The organism is Mesorhizobium sp. M0037 (assembly GCF_040323635.1).
In the GTDB taxonomy this organism is placed as follows: domain Bacteria; phylum Pseudomonadota; class Alphaproteobacteria; order Rhizobiales; family Rhizobiaceae; genus Mesorhizobium.
Window position 1 is genome coordinate 116,148 of sequence record NZ_JAMYVB010000005.1, and the last position, 24,755, is coordinate 140,902.

Below are 24,755 nucleotides of genomic sequence, written 5' to 3' on the forward strand. Positions count from 1 at the left end.
CAGGTTGCATTGGTCAGGTTGCACCATGGCGGCGACCTCCGTAGCATGACCGGAACAGCACGGAGCACGCAGCATGAACCCGAACGGCCAGATTGCGATCATAACCGGCGGCGGCTCCGGCCTCGGCGAGGCAACCGCCCGCGCGCTGGCCGACAAGGGCGCGCGCGTCGCCATTTTCGATGTCGGCATCGACCGGGCATCGAAGGTGGCGGGCGACATTGGCGGCGCCGCCATCCAGTGCGATGTGAGCAGCGCCGACAGCGGTGCGGCCGCGCTCGCCGAGGTGGAAAAGAGACTTGGGCCAGCGCGCATCCTGGTCAATTGCGCGGGCATTGCCATCGGCGTGAAGACGATCGGCAAGGATGGTCCACATCCGCTCGACCAGTACCGCAAGGTGATCGAGATCAATTTGATCGGCACCTTCAACATGATCCGCCTCGTCGCCGACCGTGCCGCCAAACTCGAACCGCTGCAGGGCGGCGAGCGCGGAGTCATCGTCAATACCGCGTCGGTGGCCGCTTATGACGGCCAGATCGGCCAGGCCGCCTATGCCGCATCCAAGGGCGGCGTCGTCGGCATGACGCTGCCGGTTGCCCGCGATCTCGCGCGCTCCGGCATTCGCGTCTGCACCATCGCGCCCGGCATCTTCAAGACGCCGATGATGGCCGGCATGCCGCAGGAGGTGCAGGATTCGCTCGGCGCGGCCGTGCCCTTCCCGTCCCGCCTCGGCGAGCCGTCCGAATATGCCGCGCTCGCCCTGCATATCGTCGAAAACCAGATGCTGAACGGCGAAACCATCCGCCTCGATGGGGCAATCCGCATGGCGCCGAAATAGACGGCCATGGCGGCCGGCGCAGTGAAGACCGGTCCGCTGGCCGGCCTGAAAGTCATCGAGATGGCTGGGCTCGGCCCGGTGCCTCTGGCCGGGCTGGTGTTGTCGGAGATGGGCGCCGAGGTGCTGCGCATCGAGCGCACCGGTTCGGACCAACCCCTGCTGCCGCTCTCCGATGCGTACAATCTCGACCGTCACGGCCGCTCCATCCTGCACGTCGACCTCAAGCAGGCCAAAGGAACGGAACTGCTGCTGCGCCTTGCCGAAAAGGCCGATCTGTTTGTCGAAGGCTTTCGCCCCGGTGTGATGGAGAGGCTTGGTCTCGGCCCGGATGCTGCATTGGCGCGCAATCCGGCGCTGATTTACGGCCGCATAACCGGCTTCGGCCAGGACGGGCCGCTCGCAGGTCGCGCCGGCCACGACATCACCTACCTCGCCTATTCCGGTGTGTTGCATGCCATCGGTCGGGAGGAAGGCCGGCCGGTGCCGCCGCTGAATCTGATCGCCGACAATGGCGGCGGCGCCATGATGCTGATCGCCGGGGTGCTTGCAGCGCTGTTCGAGCGCTCGCGCTCCGGCAAAGGCCAGGTGATCGACGCAGCGATGGTCGAGGGCGCTTCGATGCTGGCGGCCCCCATACACGCCTTCATGTCGGCAGGTCTGTGGAGCGACCGGCGCAGCGCCAACCTGCTCGATTCCGGTGCGCCCTTCTACGACACCTATGAGACGGCGGACGCACGCCACGTTGCGGTCGGCTGCCTTGAGCCGCGCTTCTTCGCCGCATTCGCAAGGCTGCTGCCGCTCGGCGAGGATTTTGTCCGCGGCCAATACGACAAGGCGTTGTGGCCGGACATGCGCGCGGCCATTGCCGACCGGTTCCGGCAGAAGACACGCGACGGCTGGGACGCGCTGTTTGCCGCAAGCGATGCCTGCGTGGCGCCGGTTCTGTCGCTGGCCGAAACCAGGGATCATCCGCACAACCGGGCGCGTCACGCATTTGTGAAAGCCGGTGCGCTCGAGCGGCCCGCACCCGCGCCACGCTTCTCGGCCTCGCAGCCGGCGCTTGCCGGCATGCCTGAAGATGACGATCAGCGACCTCAGACCGTGCTGGCGCGCTTCGGCTTTTCGACAGCCGAGATCAAAGCGCTTGTCAAAGCCGGCATGATTGGCCAATAACTGGATTTAGAAAATCAACTTACCTGGTGAGCATTTTGGACCAGCCGAAGAAGGACGTCATTCGCGCGACGGACGCCGAGGCGATCAGGCTGGCCGCAACGCTGATCCGCAGCGCCCGTTTCGGCGCCCTCGCGGTGATCGAGCCCTCGACCGGCGCACCGCTGGCCTCCAGGGTCGGAGTCGCCACCGACATCGATGGCACGCCTCTAATCCTTGTCTCGGCGCTGTCAGCCCATACCGGCGCCATCCTTGCCGAGCCGCGCTGCTCGCTGCTTGTCGGCGAACCCGGCAAGGGCGATCCGCTGGCGCATCCCAGGATAACGCTGGTCTGCCGGGCGCAGCCGCTGGAACGCGGGTCGAGCGCGCATGCCCGCGCCGAGCGGCGCTATCTCAACCGCAATCCCAAGGCAAAGCTCTATGCCGAGCTCGGCGATTTCTCGATCTTTCGCCTCGAGCCGGAGCGCGCCAGCCTGAATGGCGGCTTCGGCAAGGCCTACCTGCTCGACCGTGCCGATCTCATCACCGAGGGGTTGATCGTCGACGAGCTGGCCGCCAGCGAACAATCCGCTCTCGACCACATGAATGCCGACCATCTCGACGCCATCGCCGTCTATGCCCATCATTTCGCCAGGGTTGAAGGTGATGGTTGGACCATGACCGGCTTCGATGCCGATGGCATTGACCTGGCATCGGGCGACACCGTTTGCAGGGTCTATTTTCCGCAGCCATTGAAGACCGCGCGCGACCTGCGGTCGGTTCTGGTCGACCTGGCCAAAGCGGGTCGTGCGCCAGCTACGCAAGGATAATCGTCATGAATCAAAAGCACGTCTTGAGATTTGGGCGAAATGATCTACGATTCAGGCGACGCTGAATCAGCAGCGTGATCCATAGCTGAATTATAGCAGCCAACGCTATTTGCCCCCATAGCGTTTGGATGAGCAGGAAAACATGGGGCATCGATGGTCTCGACCAAACTAATCGCCAATGCCGAATCGGCGGCGACATTTCTGACCCTTATGGGCAACGAAAAGCGGCTCTTGATCATGAGCTATCTGGCCGACGGTGAAATGTCGGTCGGCGCCATCGCCGAAAAGGTGATGCTCAGCCAGTCCGCTTTGTCGCAACATCTGGCCAAGCTCAGGGCGCTCGATCTTGTCGAGACCCGCCGCGACCGGCAGATGATCTACTATTCCTGCAAGTCCGAAGCCGTGCGCGAACTGTTGCGCATGCTGGACGGCATTTTCGGGATAGGCGACTTGTCCCAAATGGCAACGCGTCTGCGCCGCGCCGGGACTTGACCTGCAGGGCTTGACTGGCGGCTCCGATCGCTCCTTACGTCGCTGACGATTTTTCGCCGGCCGAGGTATTGATGGATCCGATCCAGATCGACGACGCGCGCGATCCGCGGGTCGCCGCCTATCTTGACATCCGCGAGCGCGATCTCATCGGCCGCCATGGCCGGTTCGTCGCCGAAGGCAAGGTGGTGCTGGACGTCCTGCTGTCAGCCGGACGCTTTGCTGCGGAGTCGGTCCTGGTCCTCGAAAACCGGCTGGTCGGGCTCGACGACATCCTGCGCAAGGCCCCTGCCGACCTGCCGGTCTACGTTGCGGCAAGCGCCGTCATGGACAGGATCGCCGGCTTCCACATGCATCGCGGTATATTGGCGATCGGCAGCAAGGGCACGCCACAGCCCGCCGAGGCCTTGCTCGACACCTTGCCTGCCGAAGCGTTGATCGTCGTTCTCATCGGCATCGCCAACCATGACAATATCGGATCGATCTTCCGCAATGCCGCCGCCTTCGGCGCCGATGCCGTCTTCGTCGACGCCACCTGTTGCGACCCACTGTATCGCAAGGCGATCCGCGTCTCCGTCGGCGCCGCGTTGAAGGTGCCCTTTGCGTCCTTCGGCGACACTGAAGCTTTCATCGCGAAGCTCGGCGAGTTGGGCTTCGGCCAGGTCGCTTTGTCGCCGCGTGGTGAGGCTGACATTCGCGATGCCGCGCGACCGAAACGACTGGCGCTCTATCTCGGCACCGAAGGCGAGGGCCTCCCGGAGAGGCTGCTCACTCGCCTGCGGACGGTGCGGATCGCGATGTCGGAAGGGTTCGACAGCCTGAATGTTGCGGCCGCCTCAGCCATCGCGCTGCATCATTTTTCGCGCTGATAGGGGTAGTCGGGCAATTCCAAGCCGAGGCTCGAAACTCAGCTCGGCGAGTCCGCCTTCTGCAACGCCCGGACGCGATCGGCGAGGCTGGTGGTTCCTGACCGCGTTTCCTGCGGCGCCGCCAGCGCCTTGGCGATCGGTGAATCCGGTCCTTCGAGCTTGGCCGTCAAATGGACGACCTCAGCCGCCAGATTGTTCATCTGTTCGCGCAAGGCAGAACCGGCATCATTGCCATTGCCGGAGCCATTCCGGGGCTTCGCGGATCCAGAACCGCCAAGCTCCGCCTTCATCCGCTTGTTTTCGCGGGCCAGCGTCGTCAGCCTGGCTTCGAGCCGCTCTCGGTCGCCTTCGAGCTTGGCGAGCGTCTTGTCGATGTCCTCGTTCCTGGCGCGGGCACTGTCTTGCGCACCAACCAGGCCAGCAGCCGCGGCGCCTCCTGTAGCCTCGCCCTTCACCCGCTCGCGAAGCCGGGCCAGTTCCTTTTCGCGGCGATCGAGCTTGTCCTCGCGATCGGCAAGCGTGGCGAGCAGGCGCTCGAGCTTTCTGTCGAGGTCGGCGGTTCTTTTCTTTTCGGCCTTCAAGGCATCGCGCGCGGCCTTGCCTTCGGCGACGACTTCCTGATGGCGCTTGTCGGCCTCCTTGCGCTGGCCGCGCAGCACTGAAATGTCGTTGGCAAGTTTTTCCAGCTCGGATTCGCGAGCCACCAGTTCGATCTGACGATTGCTGGAGGAGAAGGACGCGTCGTCGTACATATGCTCGAGCTTTTCCAGCTCGAGCGCGCGCTTCTCCATCATGCGCTCTGTTTGTGCAAGCCTGTCCGACAGCTGTCGTATCTGCTGCTCGCGATGCAGGAGCAATTCGTTTTTTTCCCCGAGCTCCGAAAGCGCCAGCTTCTTGTCCTTGCGCTCGACCGCCAGGCCCTTCAGCGCCTCGCGCCCGCGATTGATTTCGACGAGTTGCTCATTCGCCTGCTCACGCAGCGTCTTGATGCTGATTTCGAGCCGGCGCGTCGTCATGGCGAACTCGGCCCGCAAGCTGTCCTTGTCGGCCTGGATCTCGGTCAGCGTTCGCGGCACCGACGCCTCGACACGCTTGCGTGTCAGCACAACCGCCCGCCGCCAGATGGCCGGCGCGACCAGCAGCGCCAGAAAGCCTGCGCACAGAAAGCCGAGGGCGAAGAACAGGATCGACTGAACCAAGGTGACTACCCGTTACGGGCGGGCCGCTATCCGGCAACCGCCAAGTCTGGACTTTGCCATGTTCGCATGACGCAAATCCAGCGCTGCGGCAAGGGTTTGCCGCAGCTGCACCGGGTCAGAATCTGTTGATCGGGTCGAAGTGTGGTCGGAATCGCTCAGAAAGGATTCCAGGTCGGCCTCTGCGTCAGCTTCAGATAGCCGAGATTGACGCCAAGTCGCGCGCCGACGCCGGTGCGGATCGGCACCAGCAGCACCCTGTTGTTCTGCAGCACGTTGAAGCCGACGCCGGCCACGACATAGGCCGAACCGGCAACGCCGCCGAACCGATTGTAGAGATTGCTGACGTCGTCGAGGTTATAGACGAGCATCATCACCCGCGATCCCTCGCCGCCGAAATCCCAACCGAGCGAAGGCCCTTGCCAGAACACCTTATGGTCGCCGGCATTCTTGGTGTAGAGCGTACCTTCGCCATAGGTCAGGCCCCCGATCAGCGCGCCGGATCCCTCTTCGCCGAGCAGATAGCCATTGGGCAGGCCGTAGGAGGCAAAAATCTTCTCGACGACGGTTGCGAGACCGCCCGACGTCGCGCCGAAGAACTTGTGACCGGAATCGACGATCTCCTGAGCGGTGTATTCCTGTGCCCGCGACGCAGAGGTTGAGAAAGCGAGAGCGCCCATGAGGGCAATCGCCATGAAGAAGACGCGGACAAACGTCCGGTCGTAGAATCGGGAAACCATGCTTCCAATCTCCGTCAGGGAGCACTTTCGCCGACGCCTCGCACCCCGTCCGGCTCTTTAGGCGGCCGTTAAGGATGACTGTTACGGGCAAACTATGCCGTAATCCTTTTTCAACCATTAACCTCCCACATGAACATGGCGGTTCGAAGGCTGTTTCTGACGGTCTGCGCGGGCTCCCATCCTGTGCAAAGATGCCGTTTTTCTCACAAGAATTGTGGATTGTTGCTGCACGCTCGGGCGCTGTGTATTCAGAATGCCTGGGGGGAGAGAGCGTGATTCGGGTGGTGAGCGTGGCTGTCGGCCGCGCGGCCACCAGGATGTGAATTTTAGCAGGGATTTTTCGCCGATGGCTGAGCTTTTCTCTCTCTCCGCACCCGATCTCGCAGCCTTGTTGTGCAGCCGAGTCTGCCACGACATCATTTCGCCGGTCGGCGCCATCAACAACGGCCTTGAACTCCTGGACGAGGGCGGCGCCGACGAAGACGCCATGAAACTGATCCGGCAGAGCGCCAGAAACGCTTCGGCCCGCCTGCAATTCGCCCGCATCGCCTTCGGTGCCGCCGGTTCGGCGGGCATGATGATCGACACCGGCGATGCCGAGTCCGTCGCCATCGCCTTCCTGAAGAACGAGAAGCCGGAATTGATCTGGAACGGGGTTCGCGCCCTGCTCCCCAAGAACAAGGTCAAACTGCTGCTCAATTTGCTGCTTGTCGCCAATGCCGCCATCCCGCGCGGTGGCAGATTGGTGGTCACGCTGGAAAACCTCGACACCGAGCCGCGCTTTGCGCTTGCCGCAAGCGGCCCGATGCTGCGCGTGCCGCCGAAATTCCTCGAACTCCATTCCGGCAACAAGCCCGAGGAGCCTATCGACGCCCATACCGTCCAGCCCTACTACACGCTGCTGCTGGCGCGTGAGGCCAACATGACGATCTCGATTCACGCGACCGCCGAAGAGATCGTGCTGTCCGCGGCCTGAGCGAAGCCGTTCGGCAGGACGCCGAGCATCAAGAACAATCAAGTATCTTTTCCCGCTGATATTTGCGGCAATTCAGAACAGGCAAGTTTCATTGCCGGCAACGCCCCTGCAGAATGGGGCTGCAAACGACATGTTTGTAAAAACTTTACCTAACGGCTTTTCTGCTTCTTTACCAGATCGGCCTAGTGTGCATCCCGATACCCGGATGCCGCCGGTTCGCCCCATGGCAAAGAGGACCCGGAAATGAAGCGCTGCATGTTTGTCGACGATTCGAGCGTCATCAGAAAGGTTGCAAAACGGATTCTTGGCGGCTCCGACATGGTGGTGATCGAAGCAGCAACTGGACTTGATGCTGTCGAGATGTGCGCTGCCGAGATGCCTGATGTGATTGTCGTCGACGGCGCCCTGCCGGACATGCAAGCGGTCGACGTCATTCGCCAGGTTCGCGCCATGGAGAGCACGATCAAACCGCAGATTCTGATCTCACTGGTCGAGGTCGATGTTGCCTCGATCATGAAGGCAAAGCGCGCCGGCGCCCAGGGTTATCTGTTGAAGCCGTTCAACCGGCCGCAACTGCTCGAACGTTTTCGTACCTTGAAGGTTGCCGCCTGATTCGGCTCGTTTTCGGCCAAAAAGGACAGCAAAAAACCCGGCCTGAGCCGGGTTTTTTGCATTGGTTCAATCGGATGGTGTTCGCTCAGGCGCTGACGCGGATGTCTTCCGGCTCGCGCAGCACATAGCCGCGACCCCAGACCGTCTCGATGTAGTTCTGGCCACCGGATGCTGCGTCGAGCTTCTTGCGCAGCTTGCAAATGAAGACGTCGATGATCTTCAGTTCCGGTTCGTCCATGCCACCATAAAGGTGGTTGAGGAACATTTCCTTGGTCAGCGTGGTGCCCTTGCGCAGCGAGAGCAACTCCAGCATCTGGTATTCCTTGCCGGTCAGATGCACGCGCTGGCCGCCGACTTCGACGGTCTTGGCGTCGAGATTGACCACCAGGTCGCCGGTGGTGATGACCGACTGGGCATGGCCCTTGGAACGGCGCACAATGGCATGAATGCGGGCGACCAGCTCGTCCTTGTGGAACGGCTTGGTCATATAGTCGTCGGCGCCGAAGCCCAGGCCGCGCACCTTGTCCTCTATACCGGCCATGCCGGACAGGATCAGGATCGGCGTCTTCACCTTGGACAGGCGAAGTGTCCGCAAGACTTCGTAGCCGGACATATCGGGAAGGTTGAGGTCGAGAAGAATGATATCGTAATCATAAAGTTTACCGAGATCGACACCTTCTTCGCCGAGGTCGGTCGTGTAAACATTAAAACTTTCAGATTTGAGCATCAGCTCGATGCTCTGAGCGGTTGCACTGTCGTCTTCTATCAGCAGAACGCGCATTTCATTCCCCTTTTCTGCCGCCGGACCATGTCACGACCCATCCGGGACCGGAGCAGTGATTGCCTGAACAGAGGCTGCCATCGAATGGTTAACAAAACCTAATTCCGCACCAAAGACGGTACCAGATTTTTTAACCCCTTTCTACACCCTCTTGAATCTAATGATGAATCACAGAACCAAATCGCTAATGCAACACATTAATAAGTCGGACTAAGTGACTCAAGGGACTCGCTGGCCGGCTTCCGTATCGGGAGCCGGAATTTTTACCCGGCCTTAAGTCCTCGCCCTTATGATTAACAATGCGCGTAAACGAATGGTTACCGCCGGCAAAAAACTTTAGGGATTTGTTTCCCATAGTTCGGGGAATGCCGGTGGATACGGGCGGCGCCAGGCCCTGGCGGGCGGATTGGACGATATGTGCAGGTGTGCGTTTCCGGGAGTACCGAATCATGAAGTCACGTGAAAACCTCGTTCGGCTGAAGCAATTTCAGGTGAATGAGAAGCGGCGGCAGCTGCTGCAGCTCGACATGATGATCGCCGAGTTCGAGCGCATGGCCGTTGAACTGGAGCTTCAGATCACCGCCGAGGAGAAGAAGGCCGGCATCACCGACATCAATCATTTTGCCTATCCGACCTTCGCCAAGGCGGCGCGTCTGCGCCGTGATAACCTCAGAAACTCTCAAAGCGACCTCGCCCAGCAGCGAAGCGCTGCCGAATCATTACTCGGCGAAGCTGAAGCGGAGCTTTCCAAGGCCGAGATGCTGGAATCGCGCGACACCAAGATCCGCGACGCGGAACTCGGCGGTCGCAGCGCCATGATCGGCTGACGGCAGGGTTTTAACCCGACCGGCGCCGCCTGACGCCGCGCTTTGCTTTGCGTGTAGCGCGCCAAAAGGCTCCGGCGCTGCTGATCCGGCCCGTAAGGCGGCCGCAGCTTCAGGCCCGTGCCAAATCCCTGTCCAGGTTCGCCGCTGCCCTCGCCCGCGCTTGCTTGATGTCAGGCACATGCTCTTCCGACCAGGACCGTATCTGGGTGAGCAGCCCCGCCAGGTTCTGGCCAAGTTCGGTCAATTCATATTCGACCCGCGGCGGGATCACCGGAAAGATTTCGCGCCGCACAAGCCCGTCGCGCTCGAGGACGCGCAGCGTCTGCGTCAGCATTTTAGGCGTGATGCCTTCGAGCTTACGCGCCAGTTCGCCGTTGCGCATCCGGCCACGGCGCAGCGCACAAACCGTCAGATAGACCCATTTGCTGGCCAGCATCTCGAGCACGGCGTGCGAAGGACACGTCCGCTGGAAGGCGTCATAGCCGGAGCCGCAATCATTATCACTATCCATTAGGTGCCCATATATGGAAAGGTACATACTGGACAAGGGAATATTACTATCCAAATGATAGTGGCACAGAAACCCCAGCAGGAGCCTCCCATGCGTGCCGTTGTCCAGAATTCAGTCGGCGGACCCGACGTCCTCGTCATCGCCGATCGCCCCGCGCCCTCGCCCAAGTCAGGCGAAGTGCTCGTGCGCGTGCATGCCGCCGGCATCAATCCGGTCGATGGCTCGGTGCGCGCCGGTTACTATCCTTTGCTGGGCGAACCGCCCTTCACTTTGGGCTGGGATATTTCAGGCACGGTCGAGGCGGTGGGCCCAGGCGTCGATGGCGGCCTCAAGGTCGGTGACGCCGTGTTCGGCATGCCGCATTTTCCCAAGCAGGCCGCAGCCTATGCGGAACTCGCTGTCACCCCGGCTGATGAAATCGCACCGAAGCCGCAAGGCATCGATCACTTTCATGCAGGCGCGCTGCCGCTGGCCGGCCTGACCGCCTGGCAAGGCCTTGTCCGCCATGGCGGCCTGAAGCGCGGCCAGCGCGTGCTGATCCATGCCGCGGCCGGCGGCGTCGGGCATCTGGCGGTGCAGATCGCCAAGGCGCACGGCGCTTATGTCATCGCCACCGCCAGCCCGAAGAAACTCGATTTCGTCCGCTCGCTCGGCGCCGATGAAGTGGTCGACTACACCAAGCGAGATTTCACCGCCGAGGTCAGCGACGTCGACCTGGTGCTGGAGCCGATGGGCGGCGACCATGCCGACCAATCGCTGACAGTCCTGAAGGACGGTGGCGCCCTGGTGTCGCTGCTCAATGTCCACGACACCACCCGAGCCAAGGCTGCTGCGCGTGGGATCCGCGTCGAGCGCATGTCCGTCGTGCCCGACCGTGAAGGCCTCGTCGAACTTGCCAAACTGGTCGATGCGGGAAAGCTTGCGGTCCATGTGGCAAAGGCGTTTCCGCTCGAACAGGCGGGCGCCGCGCACGCTTTTCTCGCCACTAGGCCGATCGGCAAGGTGGTGCTGACGGTCTGAAGCAGGCATTACCGACAGGCAAAAGGGCGCGGTTACCGCGCCCTTTTCTATTGTGGTCCTGGCTCTAGTGCCGGTATTGCTGGATGCGCGTCGTGCGCAGCCCGGCAAGGCCGTATTCGTCGATCGACGCTTGCCAGGACAGGAATTCCTCGGTGGTCAGCTTGTAGCGCTGGCATGCCTCGTCGAGGCTCAAAAGCCCGCCGCGCACCGCAGCAACCACTTCCGCCTTGCGCCGGATAACCCAGCGACGTGTATTCGTCGGCGGAAGATCGGCAATCGTAAGAGGGCTGCCGTCAGGCCCAATAACATATTTGACTCGCGGTCTAACAAGATCGGTCATCGTACTCTCTACTAAAAACTCAAAGACCCAATCCCCACCACATTACCGCCACAGCTTTAAAAATTGCCTAAGCGAACCCTAATGAGTAGGTAAGGATCATGAACGCCGCGTTAGTCTTTTCGTCGGCATTTGAGGCAACGGCGGGCAGGCGCGCAATTTTCCCGCAAAATCGGCACCGCCGCAAAGCTGGCGCCGCTGGTGTGGTTGACCTATATTCGCGCCACTGCCATTGAAGCGCCGCGCAGAACGAAAGAACCATGAACAGCCTCGACCTTCCCGCCAGCCCGCAAAACACCCGCATCGTCGTCGCCATGTCGGGCGGTGTGGATTCGTCTGTCGTTGCCGGCCTTTTGAAGCGCGAAGGCTATGATGTCGTCGGCGTCACGCTGCAGCTCTACGACCATGGCGCCGCAACGCACCGGGCCGGGTCGTGCTGCGCCGGCCAGGACATTGACGATGCCCGCCGCGTTTCCGAGACACTGGGCATTCCGCATTACGTGCTCGACTATGAGGAGCGCTTCCGTAAGGCGGTCATCGACCCGTTTGCCGAAAGCTACGTCGCCGGCGAAACGCCCATTCCGTGCGTCTCTTGCAATCAGACGGTGAAGTTCGCCGACCTTTTGGCCACCGCCAAGGACCTTGGCGCCGATGCGCTCGCCACCGGCCACTATATCCGCTCCGGGGCCAATGGCGCCCACCGCGCGCTATTCCGGCCCGTCGATGCCGACCGCGACCAGAGCTATTTCCTGTTTGCCACCACGCAGGCGCAGATCGACTATCTGCGCTTTCCGCTGGGTGGGCTGTCCAAGCCTGCGGTGCGGGCCATCGCCGAAGAAATGGGGCTGACCGTTGCCGCCAAGCAGGACAGTCAGGACATCTGCTTCGTGCCGCAGGGCAAATATTCCGACATCATCGCCAAGCTGAAGCCAGCTGCCGCCAACCCAGGCGACATCGTCCATATCGACGGCCGCGTGCTCGGTCGCCATGACGGCATCCTGCGCTATACGATCGGCCAGCGCCGCGGCATCGGCATCGCCTCGGGCGAGCCGCTTTACGTCGTCCATCTCGACGCCGACCGGGCCCGTGTCATCGTCGGCCCGCGCGAGGCGCTGGAGACCCACAAGATCTATCTGCGCAACATGAACTGGCTGGGCGATCGCGCGCTGTCCGACATTCCGGCCGCCGGCATGGAGCTGTTCGCCAAGGTCCGCTCGACGCGGCCGCCGCGCCCGGCCGTGCTGCATCACCGCGCCGGCAGCACCTTTGTCGAACTGGTCGACGGCGAGTCCGGCATCGCGCCCGGACAGGCCTGCGTGCTCTATTCCGACGACGGCAACGAAGCCCGCGTCTTCGGCGGCGGCTTCATCGAGCGCTCCGAGCGCGGCGCCGAGGCCGAAGCCATGCTCAGCCGGCTCGCAGCCAGGCCGGCGCAGATTCCCGCAGAGTAAACACTACCCCTCTCGGAGACAGTTTTAGTTTCGATCTGCCTTACGGGCAGAGTTTCGAAACGGTCTCAGGACTTTGTGTGCGTGACTGTACCCGCCGTCAGGATGCGGAGCACCCTGATGGCTTCCTCGCCGCTGGTGCGCGGCTCGGCCCGCGTCTCGATACACTGGATAAAGTGCTCGAGCTCGCGCGTCAGCGGCATGCCCTGGCCGACCGCGACATAGGATGGCTCGTTGGTGGTGAAGGCCCACTGGCCGCTGTCCTGCCACACCGCGTGGCGGTAGACGGCCAGCTTGCGCTCCCAGGGCTCGACATCGTCGAACACCGCCATTGCCTTGGTGCCGACCACGGTCAGCCGCCGCTCGCGATAGGGATTGAGCCGCGAGGTGAAGAGATGGCTGCGCAGCCCGTTGGGAAAACGCATGTGCAGATGCGCGAAATCGCTGAGATTGTCGAGGAGTGCCGCCCCCTCGCCCCTGACCTCGATCGGCTCGGTGCCGGTGATGGCCAGGATCATCGACAGATCGTGCGGCGCCAGATCCCACAGTGCGTCGTTCTCGGTGTGGAATTTGCCGAGGCCGAGCCGGTGCGAGTGGATGTAGCGGACCTCGCCGAGCTCGCCATTGTCGATCAGCGCCTTCAGCGTCTCGAAGGCGGGATGGAAGCGCAAGACATGGCCGACCATGAACACGCGGCCATTGTCCCTGGCCGCCTGCACGGCGCGCTCGGCGTCGGGCACGGTCAACGCAATCGGCTTTTCCACCAGCACGTCCTTGCCGGCCTCAGCGGCGCGCACGGCAAGATCGGCATGGAACTGCGGCGGCAGCGCCATGACGATGGCGTCGATATCATCACGCACGAACAGCTGGTCGGGCTCGATCGCCAGGCAGTCCTGCTCGCTGGCAAAGCCTTCGGCCCGCGCCCGATTGGCATCGGAAACCGCATGCAGCGTGCCGAGCGCCTTGAGGGTGCGGATGTGGTTGCTGCCCCAGTATCCGCAACCGAGGACTGCAATGCGCGGCTTCATCAGCTTCAAACTCTAATTTCTTGGCCGAGACATAGCGGCGTGCCCCGTCGAACTCAACCCCGGTGGCTTACCGGAGATGCCAGCCCGGCAAAGCTTTTACCGGCGACAATATGCCGGCGCCCCTCGCGCATCGATGCTTGACAGGCTCGCCCTCCCAACCTTATATCCGCGCGACCTTGGCGAACGCCTCGAAATGCCTTTCGATTTAAGGCGGATTTCGGGCCTTTCGCCGCCCTGGCGGGGTAGCTCAGTTGGTTAGAGCACGGGAATCATAATCCTGGGGTCGGGGGTTCAAGTCCCTCTCCCGCTACCAGCCCACCTTAAGCTATTGAAATAATAGCAAAGACGCGGACCTATGGTAGGCGCCCTGTCCGAAAAAGTCTTCAATGATTTTAGGACCTAGCCTGCTGCCATTGTGACGCCAACGAACGTGTTGCGACGCTTCGCAGACAACAAACTGCGCCTCGAAAGTCTCCACCTGCGGACCCATTCGGTCCCGATTCCGAGGCGCAATCGACGCGGATTTTCGAATGGCGCGCCCGTGTCGCCCGCCAAGCCCCTGACGCTCGGCGGCTTCTGCCCGAGTTATCCAGCTAAATTAAGCAGTCTCATCGGGCGGGCGCTCTGGATTCGCCGACGCCAATCCGCGTGAGCGTACGCGGATCGTCTGACAGATACGATCAGCGAGAGAAGCGAGCGCGCCCTGCACAGTGCGTGCCCCGAGAACGGATTGGAGGGTAACGGCCTGTGTTGCAAACCTATGTTTGAAGGCCTCTCCGCCACAGAGGAAATCGACCAATCCCAAGCCGTGATCAAACGACCACTGTATATACTCCGTAATCAGGACCGCACCCGGCGACGCTCGGCTAAAATCAGGGTCGTAGGTGGTAACGAATGCCATCATGACGTTGTGCTGGACGATGTTGATGGAAACCGCGACCATCGCACCATTGCATTCAAGTACGAAAATGCGCAGCACACCGGCGCGTGACAGCGCGTCCACCAGGGCGGCAAAAGCCGGCTCGCCCTCTTCGAAAAGGTCGGATTCACGCGTGTGCTTTTCCAGCCATCTGCGCTTCAGCGCCGACAGTCGCTCCAGCAATGGCTGCAGCGGCTCGTCGGCCGACAGGAGGCGGAATTTCACTTCGCCTGTTTCTTCCAGTATCTTGATGCCGCGCCGATAGTTCTGGCGCATCTTTTTCGACTGGTCCGCCAGCCACGCTGCTCCGCTGGCCCACTGTCCACCGACGCGATAACTGACTTCCTCCCGGTGATTGGCGCGAAGCTTGACGCCGCTGGAAGAGCCCGGTGTAAAAATCCTGCGGGCTGCCGCATCCGGCGACAGACGATTGATAAAAGCAAGATCGAAGCCACCCGCCGAACAGATCCGGTTCCAGAGGTTCTGGAGGGCCGATAGGGAGCATTCCGGCGCGACAAGAATATCACCATAGTCCGTATAGCTATTGGCGGCCCATTCGAGGAGCCGAAGTCCTTTTCGTCTGCCGATCGCCAGGGGAATGACAGCGACCAGCCTGTCATCGCGCCATACCAGGCCGATCCGCAGCGAGCGCCGGTCGCGGTCGAACACGGTGCTCCACCATGCCGAAACCCAGGCATGGCTCTGAAAGATCAGTGCATGGGTACGATGCCATAGGTCTACCCATTCGGCTTCGATGGCGGCCAGGCGATCCGTCGAACTGACGATTTCCAGTCGCTCCGCACCAACAGCGTCAATCGAAGCCATTTTGTTCATGGTTGGAGACGGTCCTGCGGCCGCGCGACATCGATGCGCTTTTGAAAAAGTCGCACGATATGGTTTGCCATTTTCCTGAGCGGCAGCACGTAAAGTCCAAAAAGCGACTGATAGTCGCGTACGTCGCGATCTATCAGTCCAAACTTGAGGTCTTCGTCCGGATCCGGGATGAACTGCGTTCCGAATATGCGATCCCAGAATGAAAAAAGCAGCCCGAAATTCTTGTCGTAGTGGCGAGGGTCGACACTGTGATGCACCTGGTGCCAGTGCGGACACAAGATGACGCCGTTCAACCGGCCGAAGGAAATCTTCAGATGCGTGTGGCGAACAAAGTCCATCATGAGAATGTTGCGAATGACATAGACGTTGATGCCAAATATGGCGATCTCGACCGGATTAAGCGCAATCAGGCTCCACAAGCCGAAACTGATCCCCGGTATGACGCCGTCCCAGATCCGGTTCATCAGATCGTCCAGGGGGTGAACCCGGTCCTTGGTGATCCCAACCATCACTTCGGCCGAATGATGCACCTTGTGCAATTCCCACAGGAACGGAAAACGGTGCTGGGCAACGTGATATAGGTAGTAGGAGATATCGTAAGCAACGAGCATGGTTGCGGTGAAGAGGATGATCGTCACTGGGCCGGCGGGGCCGGGTATCAGCGGTTGCGAGATGCTGAAGAGCCAGCCGACTGCCTGGTTTGTTGCATATCCCGTGGCGGCAACGAAGGTGACACCGGCGGGAATGAGCAGGAAGGGCATCACCAGTCTTTTCGTGATCCAGAACAATGCGTCCGCTCGCGCGGATGGGTGCATGATGACTTCCGCGGGAAAGGCGAAGTCGAAAAAGTCCCGGAAGGATTTCTGTTCGACCGTTCGCCAGTAGGCGACCACCGCGCTCCCCAGCGCCGTGAGCAACAGGAGACCGAGTGTCAGCAGATCGATGTGTGAGAGTTTTTCCACGATCACTCTGGCGAATTCCGAAAACATCGATGCAGTGGCTCCTAGGTGGTGAAATGGCGATCCGGCTCGTCGCGAAGCACATATTGCCAAGCCCATCATATGCTGCCGGCAACTGTGTATCGGGGTGCGACTGGCAAAACAATCATGGCCAAATTAGCAGATCAACAGTGTCAAAACCGCTAAATATCTGAACGTAATTAATGTCGAACACTGCGCCTGCAACCTGCCCGTTATCGGGTCTGCGGCGGACTTGGCGCGAGCCGGATGACTACTCCCTTTTCGCCTACTTGGCCACGCCATGCGAGGCGTTCGGCTGGCTGCCTTGCACCAAAACGCGGCGAAACCCAGCCGCCTTGGCCCGGTGTGTCGCCGCCGGAACGGATGTCGATCGCTGCGTCTGGAAAGTGGATAGTCATCAAAGGTTCAGCGCCGCGCAATATCGTGACAATGTTTCCATCCCTGTTGGCCTGGAGGTCGGCGGCGAGTTGGAAGACGATCTCAGCGACGCGGCTGCCGCCGAGCAGTTGGTCGGTCACGAGGATGCCGTCGCCATCGCGTGTCACGGCGCGTTGATGCACAACGCCGAAGCGGCCTTTGTACCCGTCATGTCGGGCACACAGCCTCCAGTGCGGCCCCGGCTCGCTCTCCACCAATGTCGCAACCGCCTTGTGCGACCAGTTGAACGCCCCGGAGATGATGCTTTGGCTTTTACCCTCTAGGTTCAGCGTGTTGTGCGCCGGCGTCGAGCGGAACCAGTCCCGCCAGCCTCCCCCCGAACCATAGAGCCATGTGCCGGGGTCGACCAGCACCGGATCGCCGTCAATGCACAGGGTGAGCGACAGCGCGTCGGCATGACCGTGCGCCGCTATCGAAAGGTAGCCCAGCGGGCCGTGGTCGTATGTCAGATGGACGTTGCGACCATTCATCTCGCCGCGCCAGACGGAGAGCCCGCCTTGCGTGAATGTATGCAATCCATTCGGCACCGGCGCCGGCCGCGGTGGCGCGCCGAAGAAAAGCGCACGAAAATCGCCAGGCTCCGGTGCGCTGCCCGGCATCCGTAGAAAACCACGGATGGCGGCCGCGACCGATCCGACATAATCGGTTTCGCCCCCCAGCGTGATCACGCGGCCTTCATCATTGTCGCCGAAGCCGCTGGTTTTCGGCGGGAGCCAGCCTGCGAAATTGGCGAAAGCGGCCAAACGCGCTTCGACGGGCTGGGGAAAAGGCAGCCCGGCCTGGCGCGCCGCCGCAGCGCACAGCAGGAAAAGTTCGGCACTGAAGGCGGCGTAGGTCGGGGTCTGCTCGGCCCCGGCGCCATCGGCCAGGATCTGTTTGAGCACCTCAGCCAGGAGCGACTCGCGAGCTACCTCGGCCCCGAAAGCCAGACCGATCAGATATTCGCCAGCCAGTTCCGCGACGAGATGGTTGTTGGCGGACGAAAAACGGGAGGGAAACCGCGGCAGCCAATAGGCGCTTGCCGCCAGTATTTCACCGACTTTTTCTCGTGTCGCCGCGCCAAGCCGGTCGCCGACGAGGTCGAGCGTGACAATCAGGCTGATGGCTCGTAGCGCGACCTCGATGCCCGAGGCCCAGCCAACGCCCCGAAATGGTGGGTTGGCGAAATGCCAGCTCTCGATCGCCGCCTCGATGGCCGCACGGGATTGATCATCGCCGGTGAGAAGCAGATGGGCAGCCAGTGGCGGCAGTTGCTGCAGCCGGTTGATTTCCCAGACATATTTTACATCGCCACGGCCGGTGGCATGGCGAAAATCGATATCGAAAGTATGGGTCTTGGGGCCTGGCCAAAGCCGGCCGGTCACCGGATCAAGGCGCCAGAGCTCGGGTGGAAAGAGAGTATAGGGGTCTCGCTGTGGCCAGGTCTGCCCAAGTGCTGAAAACTGGCCCCGAAGAGTGTTTTGCGCAGCCGCCTCGATAGCTTGCCGCTGGGCTGGTGTCGCAGCGGCCGGCACAGCATTCCGCAATCCGTGCAGCACCGGGTGCAACTGCGGCGACGCATAGCGCTGCCAGCCGTTGTCGCGGCGGCGCGAAACGGTCCTCCGGCGCTGCTCGTCCAACCGATGCAATATCTCGGCCAACTCCATGCTGCGCAATCGGTTGAAATACCACCCGACCCTCATCCGCGCTCCGCCAAGATTTTGATCCTCATACACCATCCCGTCGAAAAAGCGTGTGGCGGCATCCTCTTTTCCGTTCCCGCGGTTAATATCTTCGGCCATGACGCGGAGTTTTGCGATGAGAATAGTTGTCTACGTCATAGCGTGCGCGCTTGGCATGGCTATGTCAGCCGAGGCGGCGCCGATCCCGCTTGAGCGCGGCGTCGGCGTCCATGAATGGCTCAACTGGTCGCCGGTGGAGAAAGATGGTTCCTACAAATGGCCGCCCTATCGCAGCGAGAAGGAATGGCTTGCGGGCGGCAGGCCGCTCACCGATTGGCCGGACGGCGACCAGTTTGGTCGCATTCGATCCATGGGCTTCGACTTTGTCCGGCTGAGTGTCGACCCTGGCCCTCTGCTTGCCAGCGAGGGCGCCAAACGACAACAGGCGCTGGACATGCTTGCCGCTGCGGTGCAGCGGGTCGTTTCAAGCGGGCTCAAGGTGGTTTTCGATCTGCATGGCGTCAGCCAGGTTCCGGCTTACAGCATGGAAATGATCTATGGCGGGGCCGACAGCGAGGGTGTTGCCCGCTATCGCAAAATGGTAGTGGCGGTGGCTGCCATGCTGATCAAAATTGGCGCCGACAAGGTCGCCCTCGAGCCCTATAACGAGCCCGCCTACTACCCTTGCGATTCAAGCGGCAGCGATGACTGGCAGCGGATCATGGCAGGCACGGTTCGCGATATTCGCGCCGTCAGCAGCGAACTCACCATCGTCGCGACCGGCGCCTGCGGCGGGAGCATCGCCGGACTGGTCAACCTGGCCCCCAACTTCGACGACCCTAACGTCTATTACAGCTTCCACATGTATGATCCGCACAGCTTCACGCACCAGCGGGCCGATGACAAGAACGCTTTCTCCTCCGGCCTTCCCTGGCCTGCCGACGCCAGCACGCCCGAAGTGGTCGCCGAAACCCTCAAGGCGCAGATGGACGCCGCCGGCTTGAGCCAGATCGAAGAGGTGATGAACATGGCCTCGGCGCGTGAAACGATCGCCCGATACTTTGAGCAGAATTGGGGGCAGAGCCAGCTCGAAGCGGGTTTCCGTCAGGCGGTCGACTGGGCTGAAGCCCATGGCATAGCGAGCCGACGCCTGTTCGTGGGCGAATTCGGCGTTATCTTGATGTCTGCGGATGGCCGCATGGGAGCTTTCGATGCTGATCGCCTGCGCTATCTCATGGCAGTGCGCAGAGAGGCGGAACGTTTCGCGATGCCGTGGTCGGCCTGGGAATTCTCCAATCCTTACGGAATGAGTGTTATCCAACCCAAGGGGCCTGCGATCCCGGACCGGGAGATGTTGCGGGCACTAGGCCTGCGATAACTCGTCATCGGGTCAGGATCGGTTCGAGCGGTCTGCCTGGTTGCTGGCGATCAATTGCGTGGAAACCCAAGGACTGTCGTCTCCAGTTGCAGCCGAGAGGGCCTGATCGAACCAAATCAGGCTCATTTTTAAAATCACTCCACCGAGCAGCTATTTAATATATTCGCTGTAGATTGGTGTCCTCGATCATACGCAAACAAGGGAAAGAGGGCCAAGGGAAAGAATGTGCGGAATTGCCGGCTGGATTGGGCGCAGGGTCGAGAAGCCACAAGATCGGGCCGTCGGGATGTCGAATGCCTTGCAGCATCGTGGTCCCGATGCCGAAGGCATCGAACTCTTGGACCTGAATACAGGCGAGGACCAGTTGGCATTGGTGCATCGCCGCCTGGCGATTATTGACTTAAACGCCGATTCAAATCAGCCGATGCAGACCGAGGACGGACGGCTCCGGATTATTTTCAACGGCGAAATATACAACTACATCGAGCTGCGTGAGGAGTTGATCGGTCTCGGTCACCGTTTTCGCACACGCTCCGACACGGAAGTGCTGCTCAGGGCTTATGACCAGTGGCGCCTGGCCATGTTCGACCGATTGAGCGGGATGTTCGCTTTTGCGCTATGGGACGCTCAACGGCGCGAATTGATCCTCGCTCGCGACCCCTTTGGAAAAAAACCCCTTTACCTCATGCAAGGCAGAAATTTGCTGTCGTTTGCCTCGGAGATCAGCGCGTTGTTGTCTGCGCAGCCGGATGGCCAGCAGCTCGATCTGGATGGAGTGCGCGAGTATCTGACCTGGCGTTACGTGCCTGGACCGCGGACGCTTTTCAAACAGATCCGTAAGCTCAACCCGGGAAGCTACGCTGTGTGGTCGCAAGGGGAAGTAACGGAAACGCGCTATTATGCGCCCCCGGATCAGACCGATCTGACAGCGGATATCGATCCAGGAACCGCCAAGCGACGATTTCTGGAATTGCTCGACCGTTCTGTCGAGATCAGGATGCGCAGTGATGCGCGGTTTGGCGCCTTTCTATCCGGGGGGCTCGACTCGTCGGCAATCGTTGCCCTGATGACCAGGCACAGCGACAACCCGATTCGTACGTTTTCGGTCGGTTTCAGCGAACAGGCTTACAGCGAGCTTCCATTCGCCCGGCGCGTCGCCGATCATTTCAAGACCGATCATTGCGAAATCGTCATCCAGGCGGATGACCTGATGAATCATCTGCCTAAGATGGTCCGCCATCGGGGGGCACCTGTTTCACAAAGTACGGACATTCCAATTTACCTGATGTCGGTTCGAGCCTCGCGGGACGTCAAGATGGTGCTTACGGGCGAAGGGGCGGACGAGATTCTCGGCGGCTACCCCAAACATCGCGCAGAGTCTCTGGCGGGTGTCTACCGGTCACTTGTTCCAGCGTCGCTTCACAACAATCTCCTCGCCCCTTTGATGCGCGCATTGCCCGGCGCATCGGCCAAGTTCGACATATTTGCCCGAAGCGCGGGTGAACGGGACTTTGCAACCCGGATGATCTCCTGGTTTGGAGCCATGACGGCGCGGGAACGCGATTCGCTCCTCGGTGGGTTGGCCACTTGCGGCCATGACCGCAACGATTTCCCGTTCTCTTCGAGTGTGACGGAATCCCATCTGCGCCGTGTGTTGTTTTTTGATCAGACATCGTGGTTGCCCGACAACCTCTTGGAACGGGGCGACCGGATGATGATGGCCGGTTCAATCGAGGGGCGAATGCCATTCCTTGATCGCGATCTGGTTTCCTTCGTCAGCCAGCTGCCCGATCGTTACAGGCTCGGCCTCCTGGGCAGCAAACAGATCCTGCGCGACGGCATGGCCGGCATGGTTCCCGACGAGGCCCTCAACCGGCCAAAGATCGGCTTCAAGGTGCCCGTCGCCGAATGGTTCCGCGGGTCGATGAGCGATTATGTACGAGACCATCTGTGTTCGTCCCATTCGGTCATCCGTAGCTATTTGAGCGCCAAGAAGCTGGACCAGATTGTCACGGAGCACGCCGAGCGCGCCGCGGACCACGAAAAACTGATATGGGCGCTTTTGAACCTGGAGATATTCCACCGCGAATTCGCGCTTGGCCCGCCGCAGTGACGACAATGAAGGACAGCGTCAGCGCTTGACCGATCGCGCCTCGGACGCGACCGATCTCCAGACAACGCAGATCGCGTCGACAAACGGTGCAAGCTCAAGCCTTTCCCGGTGCACCGCCATGGCGGCGGCGCCAAGCCGCGCGCGCAGCGCCGTATCCTCGACCAGCCGAGTTAACGCCTCGGTCAACGCCGCCACATCGCCGGGCGGCACCAACAGACCGGATTGTTCGTGGGTGATGATGTCCTCGACCGCGCCAACCGGGGTGGCCACGACAGCCAGGCCGGCAGCCATGCCTTCGATCACCGACATTGGCAGATTTTCGGCGAACGAGGGGAGCACCAGAATATCGGCCGAAGCGATCAGTGATGCGACCTCGTCAGGTCCCACCCAGCCCGGAAAAGCAATACGGTCGGCAATCCCTAGAGCGACCGACCTCGCTCGTGCCGGCTCGACCTCACCATCGCCGGCGATCGTGGCACGCCAACCCCTGAGATGTTTCATCCGCTCCAGCGCCTCGCCCAACTGCGGCACGCCCTTTCGCTCGCCGATGCGGCCGAGGAACAGGATGTGCACGTGATCGCCTCCGCCGACATGCGCCAGGGAAGGAACTGCCGTGGCGTTGGGAACGATGACAATATTGCCGCCGTTCGCCGGTGCCCGGCTGGCGACGAAATCGCGCCAAAGCCCCCCGAGGACAATCACCCGGCCGGCATGCTCGAACAGAGCCCTGATACGGCGGCTCATGAAACTATGATCATCTTTCCAGAATGTCTGATACTGCGCCCCATGCAGATGAAGGACATATGGTATGGACAACAGCCTGGCGCAGGCGGCGATCATCATCTTGCGATAGGTGCTGCCGGAGACCGATATATTGATGTGAATGACGTCGGCGCGTCTGTCGAGGCGGGCCGCAAGCATCCGCGCGCAAAAACCAAGCATGTAGAAGATCGAAAGCCCGACATGTCCCGGGCCACGGCTGGAAAGAAAGCGCAGATCGATGTCGGCGATCTCTTGCCGTTCGAACTCCTGCTTCAGCGCCCCCATGATCCGGTCGATGCCGCCTTGTCCCGAAACGCCCGAGGGCGTTGCGACCAGGACATGTATTTTTCTATTGTGGGCGAGACGCTGCAACATGACACCATTTGGATTGCGGATGCCGGGTGACCGTAAAGCAAAGGTTCCAAAAAAGGTTTACGACAAATCTTTTGGTTCAAACTGTATCCGTTCACCCTTTGCCGTCATCATGCTGGAATTCCCGTCGGTCAACGATTAATCGACGGCAAATTTTCCGGGAACAACCCTTTGCTGCTCCGTTCCACACTCATCTATGGCCCAGCTATTCTGCTGACGCGGGTTTCCGCTCTGCTCCTGCTGGTCGTCATGACGCGGCTGATCGACCAGACCGAGTATGGCCTGCTGACCCTGGTGGTCACCGTGGGCGAAATGACGGATGTTGCCGTTACCAACTGGCTGCGCATTGCCTTGCTGCGGCTTGGCGGAAAAGGCGACGTCAGCCGTGGCAGCCTGATGCTTGCCGGACAGGTATTGCTTGTCACCACGGTGCTGGCCCTGATCATATCCGTGATCGCCTCGGCGGTGATCGTGCCGGAGCGCTGGATCGAATTTGCAATCGCCGTCTGCAGCTATCTGATTGCCGGCTCCATCAGCCGGTTCGCGTTGACGGTGCTGCAAATGCAGCAGCGTCATTCCCTCTATTCGATGCTTGAATATCTGCGCGGCCTGCTGCAACTCGCCTTGCCGATCGCCGCCATCCTTATCTTCCAACGCTCGTTTCTGACGGTATCGCTCGGCTCGAGCCTCGCCGTGCTGATTGCCGGCATCGTGGCGTGCGTGGTGGCATCCGGGCGCGTTATTGGCGGCCCGCCGCGCTTCACCCACAAGGAGTTTTTTGCCCTCGGCGTGCCCCTCGTCATCATGGCGCTGGTCGGTTTCGGTCTCAACAGCGCTGAACGCGTCTTCCTCAAGCTCTACTACGATGCCGGCGCGGTGGCTGTCTTCGCAGCCGCCTACGCATTGGCTCGGCAGCCGATTGATATGGTCGCCAACGCAATCAACATGGGCGCATTTCCAGAAGTGGTCAGCCGCTTCGACGAAGAGGGATCCGAGGCGTCCGGGCGGTTGTTGTCGCAACTCATGGCCTTGATGATACGCCTTTGCCTGCCGGTCGCAGCAATGCTTATCGCGCTCAGCGGCGACATCACGCGACTCCTGCTGCCCGCGGAATATCATGGTCGCTTCGGTCTGCTGTTTCCGATCATCGCCTTCAGCGTTCTTTGTGCCAATCTCACAAGCTTCGTTTATGGCGTCGTGGTGCACGCACATAAGCGGCCGTGGTTGCTGATCATCGCCAATTCCTTCGGCTCGGTGGCAACGATTTCACTGTCTTTTATGTTGATTCCCACCATGGCGGAGGTTGGCGCGGCGTTGGCGTTGGCGGGCGGATCGCTGGCAGGTCTTGCAGCCTGCATCGTCATCGCCGAGAGGCTCACGCCGGTGCCGGTTCCCTGGCGCGACATCGCTGTCTCGGCCATCATTTCTATCTGCACCGGACTGGCCGCCAGCCTTGCCAGCACTGCGCTGGGCAATATGCCGGCGATCTTTCCGCTCGCGGCGGGCGGTGTCGCCGGCGCTGCGGCTTTCCTGGGACTGACCTGGTTGTTTCACCCCGCGGCCGTGACGCAGTTCATCGGCAAGCTAAGGGCACGGCTCCGGATCGCATAAATCCCGCGCAATGAGGCATGCTTGTCTGAAAGTCGCGAG

The 24,755-nt window shown here is 61.1% G+C and carries 23 protein-coding genes and 1 tRNA gene; 14 read left to right on the forward strand and 10 right to left on the reverse strand.

What is annotated here, in order from left to right; all coding sequences use genetic code 11:
- Positions 1 to 73: 73 nt before the first annotated feature.
- The 5 genes from NKJ78_RS10585 to NKJ78_RS10605 all read left to right on the forward strand — a co-directional run bounded on the left by NKJ78_RS10585 (position 74) and on the right by NKJ78_RS10605 (position 4,172).
- Positions 74 to 835: a 3-hydroxyacyl-CoA dehydrogenase gene (locus NKJ78_RS10585; protein ID WP_027049868.1), complete on the forward strand. Its 762-nt coding sequence runs from the start codon at positions 74 to 76 to the stop codon at positions 833 to 835.
- A gap of 6 nt (positions 836 to 841) precedes the next feature.
- Positions 842 to 2,008, forward strand: coding sequence for a CaiB/BaiF CoA transferase family protein (locus NKJ78_RS10590; protein WP_352459822.1), 1,167 nt, complete (start codon positions 842 to 844; stop codon positions 2,006 to 2,008).
- Between the two features lie 35 nt (positions 2,009 to 2,043).
- Entirely contained in the window at positions 2,044 to 2,814 is a 771-nt protein-coding gene (locus NKJ78_RS10595; RefSeq protein WP_352459863.1) for a HugZ family pyridoxamine 5'-phosphate oxidase, read from the forward strand.
- A 153-nt stretch (positions 2,815 to 2,967) separates the two neighbouring features.
- Positions 2,968 to 3,306: an ArsR/SmtB family transcription factor gene (locus tag NKJ78_RS10600; RefSeq protein WP_023669951.1), complete on the forward strand. Its 339-nt coding sequence runs from the start codon at positions 2,968 to 2,970 to the stop codon at positions 3,304 to 3,306.
- 71 nt (positions 3,307 to 3,377) lie between these two features.
- Entirely contained in the window at positions 3,378 to 4,172 is a 795-nt protein-coding gene (locus NKJ78_RS10605; protein WP_352459821.1) for a TrmH family RNA methyltransferase, read from the forward strand.
- Positions 4,173 to 4,210: 38 nt separating this feature from the next.
- Here NKJ78_RS10605 and NKJ78_RS10610 read toward each other — a convergent pair whose 3' ends face one another.
- The gene (locus NKJ78_RS10610) at positions 4,211 to 5,371 is read right to left on the reverse strand and encodes a coiled-coil domain-containing protein (RefSeq protein WP_352459820.1); all 1,161 of its coding nucleotides are present in this window, start codon (positions 5,369 to 5,371) and stop codon (positions 4,211 to 4,213) included.
- A gap of 155 nt (positions 5,372 to 5,526) precedes the next feature.
- Positions 5,527 to 6,063: a DUF1134 domain-containing protein gene (locus NKJ78_RS10615; RefSeq protein ID WP_245259859.1), complete on the reverse strand. Its 537-nt coding sequence runs from the start codon at positions 6,061 to 6,063 to the stop codon at positions 5,527 to 5,529.
- 391 nt (positions 6,064 to 6,454) lie between these two features.
- Between NKJ78_RS10615 and chpT the strand changes: the two genes are divergently transcribed.
- Both chpT and NKJ78_RS10625 read left to right on the forward strand, forming a co-directional pair.
- Positions 6,455 to 7,084, forward strand: coding sequence for a histidine phosphotransferase ChpT (chpT, locus tag NKJ78_RS10620; RefSeq protein WP_023669947.1), 630 nt, complete (start codon positions 6,455 to 6,457; stop codon positions 7,082 to 7,084).
- A 243-nt stretch (positions 7,085 to 7,327) separates the two neighbouring features.
- Positions 7,328 to 7,696: a response regulator transcription factor gene (locus NKJ78_RS10625; protein ID WP_023669946.1), complete on the forward strand. Its 369-nt coding sequence runs from the start codon at positions 7,328 to 7,330 to the stop codon at positions 7,694 to 7,696.
- A gap of 85 nt (positions 7,697 to 7,781) precedes the next feature.
- Here NKJ78_RS10625 and ctrA read toward each other — a convergent pair whose 3' ends face one another.
- The gene (gene ctrA, locus NKJ78_RS10630; RefSeq protein WP_006203583.1) at positions 7,782 to 8,477 is read right to left on the reverse strand and encodes a response regulator transcription factor CtrA; all 696 of its coding nucleotides are present in this window, start codon (positions 8,475 to 8,477) and stop codon (positions 7,782 to 7,784) included.
- A 449-nt stretch (positions 8,478 to 8,926) separates the two neighbouring features.
- Between ctrA and NKJ78_RS10635 the strand changes: the two genes are divergently transcribed.
- On the forward strand, positions 8,927 to 9,304 hold the full coding sequence (locus NKJ78_RS10635) for a flagellar export protein FliJ (protein WP_023669945.1): 378 nt from the start codon (positions 8,927 to 8,929) through the stop codon (positions 9,302 to 9,304).
- A 109-nt stretch (positions 9,305 to 9,413) separates the two neighbouring features.
- Here NKJ78_RS10635 and NKJ78_RS10640 read toward each other — a convergent pair whose 3' ends face one another.
- Positions 9,414 to 9,815, reverse strand: coding sequence for a winged helix-turn-helix transcriptional regulator (locus tag NKJ78_RS10640; RefSeq protein ID WP_023691645.1), 402 nt, complete (start codon positions 9,813 to 9,815; stop codon positions 9,414 to 9,416).
- Positions 9,816 to 9,905: 90 nt separating this feature from the next.
- Here NKJ78_RS10640 and NKJ78_RS10645 point away from each other — a divergent pair, with 90 nt between their 5' ends.
- Positions 9,906 to 10,835 carry an NADP-dependent oxidoreductase gene (locus tag NKJ78_RS10645; protein WP_023737768.1) on the forward strand — a complete coding sequence of 310 codons (930 nt, stop codon included), beginning with the start codon at positions 9,906 to 9,908 and terminating at the stop codon, positions 10,833 to 10,835.
- 64 nt (positions 10,836 to 10,899) lie between these two features.
- Here the strand turns inward: NKJ78_RS10645 and sciP are convergent, their stop codons facing one another.
- The gene (sciP, locus tag NKJ78_RS10650) at positions 10,900 to 11,175 is read right to left on the reverse strand and encodes a CtrA inhibitor SciP (protein ID WP_013529904.1); all 276 of its coding nucleotides are present in this window, start codon (positions 11,173 to 11,175) and stop codon (positions 10,900 to 10,902) included.
- Positions 11,176 to 11,432: 257 nt separating this feature from the next.
- Here sciP and mnmA point away from each other — a divergent pair, with 257 nt between their 5' ends.
- A complete protein-coding gene (gene mnmA, locus NKJ78_RS10655; protein ID WP_023683624.1) occupies positions 11,433 to 12,623 on the forward strand; it encodes a tRNA 2-thiouridine(34) synthase MnmA in 1,191 nt (396 codons plus the stop codon).
- Between the two features lie 65 nt (positions 12,624 to 12,688).
- Here mnmA and NKJ78_RS10660 read toward each other — a convergent pair whose 3' ends face one another.
- Positions 12,689 to 13,648 carry a Gfo/Idh/MocA family protein gene (locus NKJ78_RS10660; protein ID WP_023737767.1) on the reverse strand — a complete coding sequence of 320 codons (960 nt, stop codon included), beginning with the start codon at positions 13,646 to 13,648 and terminating at the stop codon, positions 12,689 to 12,691.
- A gap of 236 nt (positions 13,649 to 13,884) precedes the next feature.
- Here NKJ78_RS10660 and NKJ78_RS10665 point away from each other — a divergent pair.
- A tRNA-Met gene (locus NKJ78_RS10665) sits at positions 13,885 to 13,961 on the forward strand.
- A 285-nt stretch (positions 13,962 to 14,246) separates the two neighbouring features.
- On the opposite strand, the gene NKJ78_RS10670 is transcribed toward NKJ78_RS10665, so the two are convergent.
- From NKJ78_RS10670 to NKJ78_RS10680, 3 genes are all read right to left on the reverse strand, one after another.
- Positions 14,247 to 15,401 (reverse strand): GNAT family N-acetyltransferase, encoded by a 1,155-nt coding sequence (locus tag NKJ78_RS10670; protein ID WP_023737712.1) that lies wholly within the window; start codon positions 15,399 to 15,401, stop codon positions 14,247 to 14,249.
- Positions 15,398 to 16,390 (reverse strand): sterol desaturase family protein, encoded by a 993-nt coding sequence (locus NKJ78_RS10675; RefSeq protein WP_023737711.1) that lies wholly within the window; start codon positions 16,388 to 16,390, stop codon positions 15,398 to 15,400. Before NKJ78_RS10675 ends, NKJ78_RS10670 begins: the two co-directional genes overlap by 4 nt.
- A 203-nt stretch (positions 16,391 to 16,593) precedes the next feature.
- On the reverse strand, positions 16,594 to 18,600 hold the full coding sequence (locus NKJ78_RS10680) for a heparinase II/III family protein (RefSeq protein ID WP_352459819.1): 2,007 nt from the start codon (positions 18,598 to 18,600) through the stop codon (positions 16,594 to 16,596).
- 16 nt (positions 18,601 to 18,616) lie between these two features.
- Between NKJ78_RS10680 and NKJ78_RS10685 the strand changes: the two genes are divergently transcribed.
- Complete coding sequence (locus NKJ78_RS10685) at positions 18,617 to 19,858, forward strand: glycoside hydrolase family 5 protein (protein WP_352459818.1); 1,242 nt, start codon at positions 18,617 to 18,619, stop codon at positions 19,856 to 19,858.
- A 223-nt stretch (positions 19,859 to 20,081) separates the two neighbouring features.
- Positions 20,082 to 21,971: an asparagine synthase (glutamine-hydrolyzing) gene (asnB, locus tag NKJ78_RS10690; RefSeq protein ID WP_352459817.1), complete on the forward strand. Its 1,890-nt coding sequence runs from the start codon at positions 20,082 to 20,084 to the stop codon at positions 21,969 to 21,971.
- A gap of 18 nt (positions 21,972 to 21,989) precedes the next feature.
- On the opposite strand, the gene NKJ78_RS10695 is transcribed toward asnB, so the two are convergent.
- A complete protein-coding gene (locus NKJ78_RS10695; RefSeq protein ID WP_352459816.1) occupies positions 21,990 to 23,108 on the reverse strand; it encodes a glycosyltransferase family 4 protein in 1,119 nt (372 codons plus the stop codon).
- A 168-nt stretch (positions 23,109 to 23,276) separates the two neighbouring features.
- Here NKJ78_RS10695 and NKJ78_RS10700 point away from each other — a divergent pair, with 168 nt between their 5' ends.
- The gene (locus NKJ78_RS10700) at positions 23,277 to 24,716 is read left to right on the forward strand and encodes a lipopolysaccharide biosynthesis protein (RefSeq protein WP_352459815.1); all 1,440 of its coding nucleotides are present in this window, start codon (positions 23,277 to 23,279) and stop codon (positions 24,714 to 24,716) included.
- The last annotated feature ends 39 nt before the right edge of the window (positions 24,717 to 24,755 follow it).

Coding starts and splice junctions, on each gene's coding strand:
- ctrA (WP_006203583.1), bottom strand. CDS start 8,477: ATGCGCGTTCTGCTGATAGAAGACGACAGTGCAACCGCTCAGAGCATC.
- sciP (WP_013529904.1), bottom strand. CDS start 11,175: ATGACCGATCTTGTTAGACCGCGAGTCAAATATGTTATTGGGCCTGAC.
- NKJ78_RS10635 (WP_023669945.1), top strand. CDS start 8,927: ATGAAGTCACGTGAAAACCTCGTTCGGCTGAAGCAATTTCAGGTGAAT.
- NKJ78_RS10625 (WP_023669946.1), top strand. CDS start 7,328: ATGAAGCGCTGCATGTTTGTCGACGATTCGAGCGTCATCAGAAAGGTT.
- NKJ78_RS10645 (WP_023737768.1), top strand. CDS start 9,906: ATGCGTGCCGTTGTCCAGAATTCAGTCGGCGGACCCGACGTCCTCGTC.
- NKJ78_RS10685 (WP_352459818.1), top strand. CDS start 18,617: ATGAGAATAGTTGTCTACGTCATAGCGTGCGCGCTTGGCATGGCTATG.
- mnmA (WP_023683624.1), top strand. CDS start 11,433: ATGAACAGCCTCGACCTTCCCGCCAGCCCGCAAAACACCCGCATCGTC.
- NKJ78_RS10695 (WP_352459816.1), bottom strand. CDS start 23,108: ATGTTGCAGCGTCTCGCCCACAATAGAAAAATACATGTCCTGGTCGCA.
- asnB (WP_352459817.1), top strand. CDS start 20,082: ATGTGCGGAATTGCCGGCTGGATTGGGCGCAGGGTCGAGAAGCCACAA.
- NKJ78_RS10615 (WP_245259859.1), bottom strand. CDS start 6,063: ATGGCGATTGCCCTCATGGGCGCTCTCGCTTTCTCAACCTCTGCGTCG.
- NKJ78_RS10670 (WP_023737712.1), bottom strand. CDS start 15,401: ATGAACAAAATGGCTTCGATTGACGCTGTTGGTGCGGAGCGACTGGAA.
- NKJ78_RS10600 (WP_023669951.1), top strand. CDS start 2,968: ATGGTCTCGACCAAACTAATCGCCAATGCCGAATCGGCGGCGACATTT.
- NKJ78_RS10605 (WP_352459821.1), top strand. CDS start 3,378: ATGGATCCGATCCAGATCGACGACGCGCGCGATCCGCGGGTCGCCGCC.
- NKJ78_RS10680 (WP_352459819.1), bottom strand. CDS start 18,600: ATGGCCGAAGATATTAACCGCGGGAACGGAAAAGAGGATGCCGCCACA.
- NKJ78_RS10585 (WP_027049868.1), top strand. CDS start 74: ATGAACCCGAACGGCCAGATTGCGATCATAACCGGCGGCGGCTCCGGC.
- NKJ78_RS10590 (WP_352459822.1), top strand. CDS start 842: ATGGCGGCCGGCGCAGTGAAGACCGGTCCGCTGGCCGGCCTGAAAGTC.
- chpT (WP_023669947.1), top strand. CDS start 6,455: ATGGCTGAGCTTTTCTCTCTCTCCGCACCCGATCTCGCAGCCTTGTTG.
- NKJ78_RS10660 (WP_023737767.1), bottom strand. CDS start 13,648: ATGAAGCCGCGCATTGCAGTCCTCGGTTGCGGATACTGGGGCAGCAAC.
- NKJ78_RS10675 (WP_023737711.1), bottom strand. CDS start 16,390: ATGTTTTCGGAATTCGCCAGAGTGATCGTGGAAAAACTCTCACACATC.
- NKJ78_RS10640 (WP_023691645.1), bottom strand. CDS start 9,815: ATGGATAGTGATAATGATTGCGGCTCCGGCTATGACGCCTTCCAGCGG.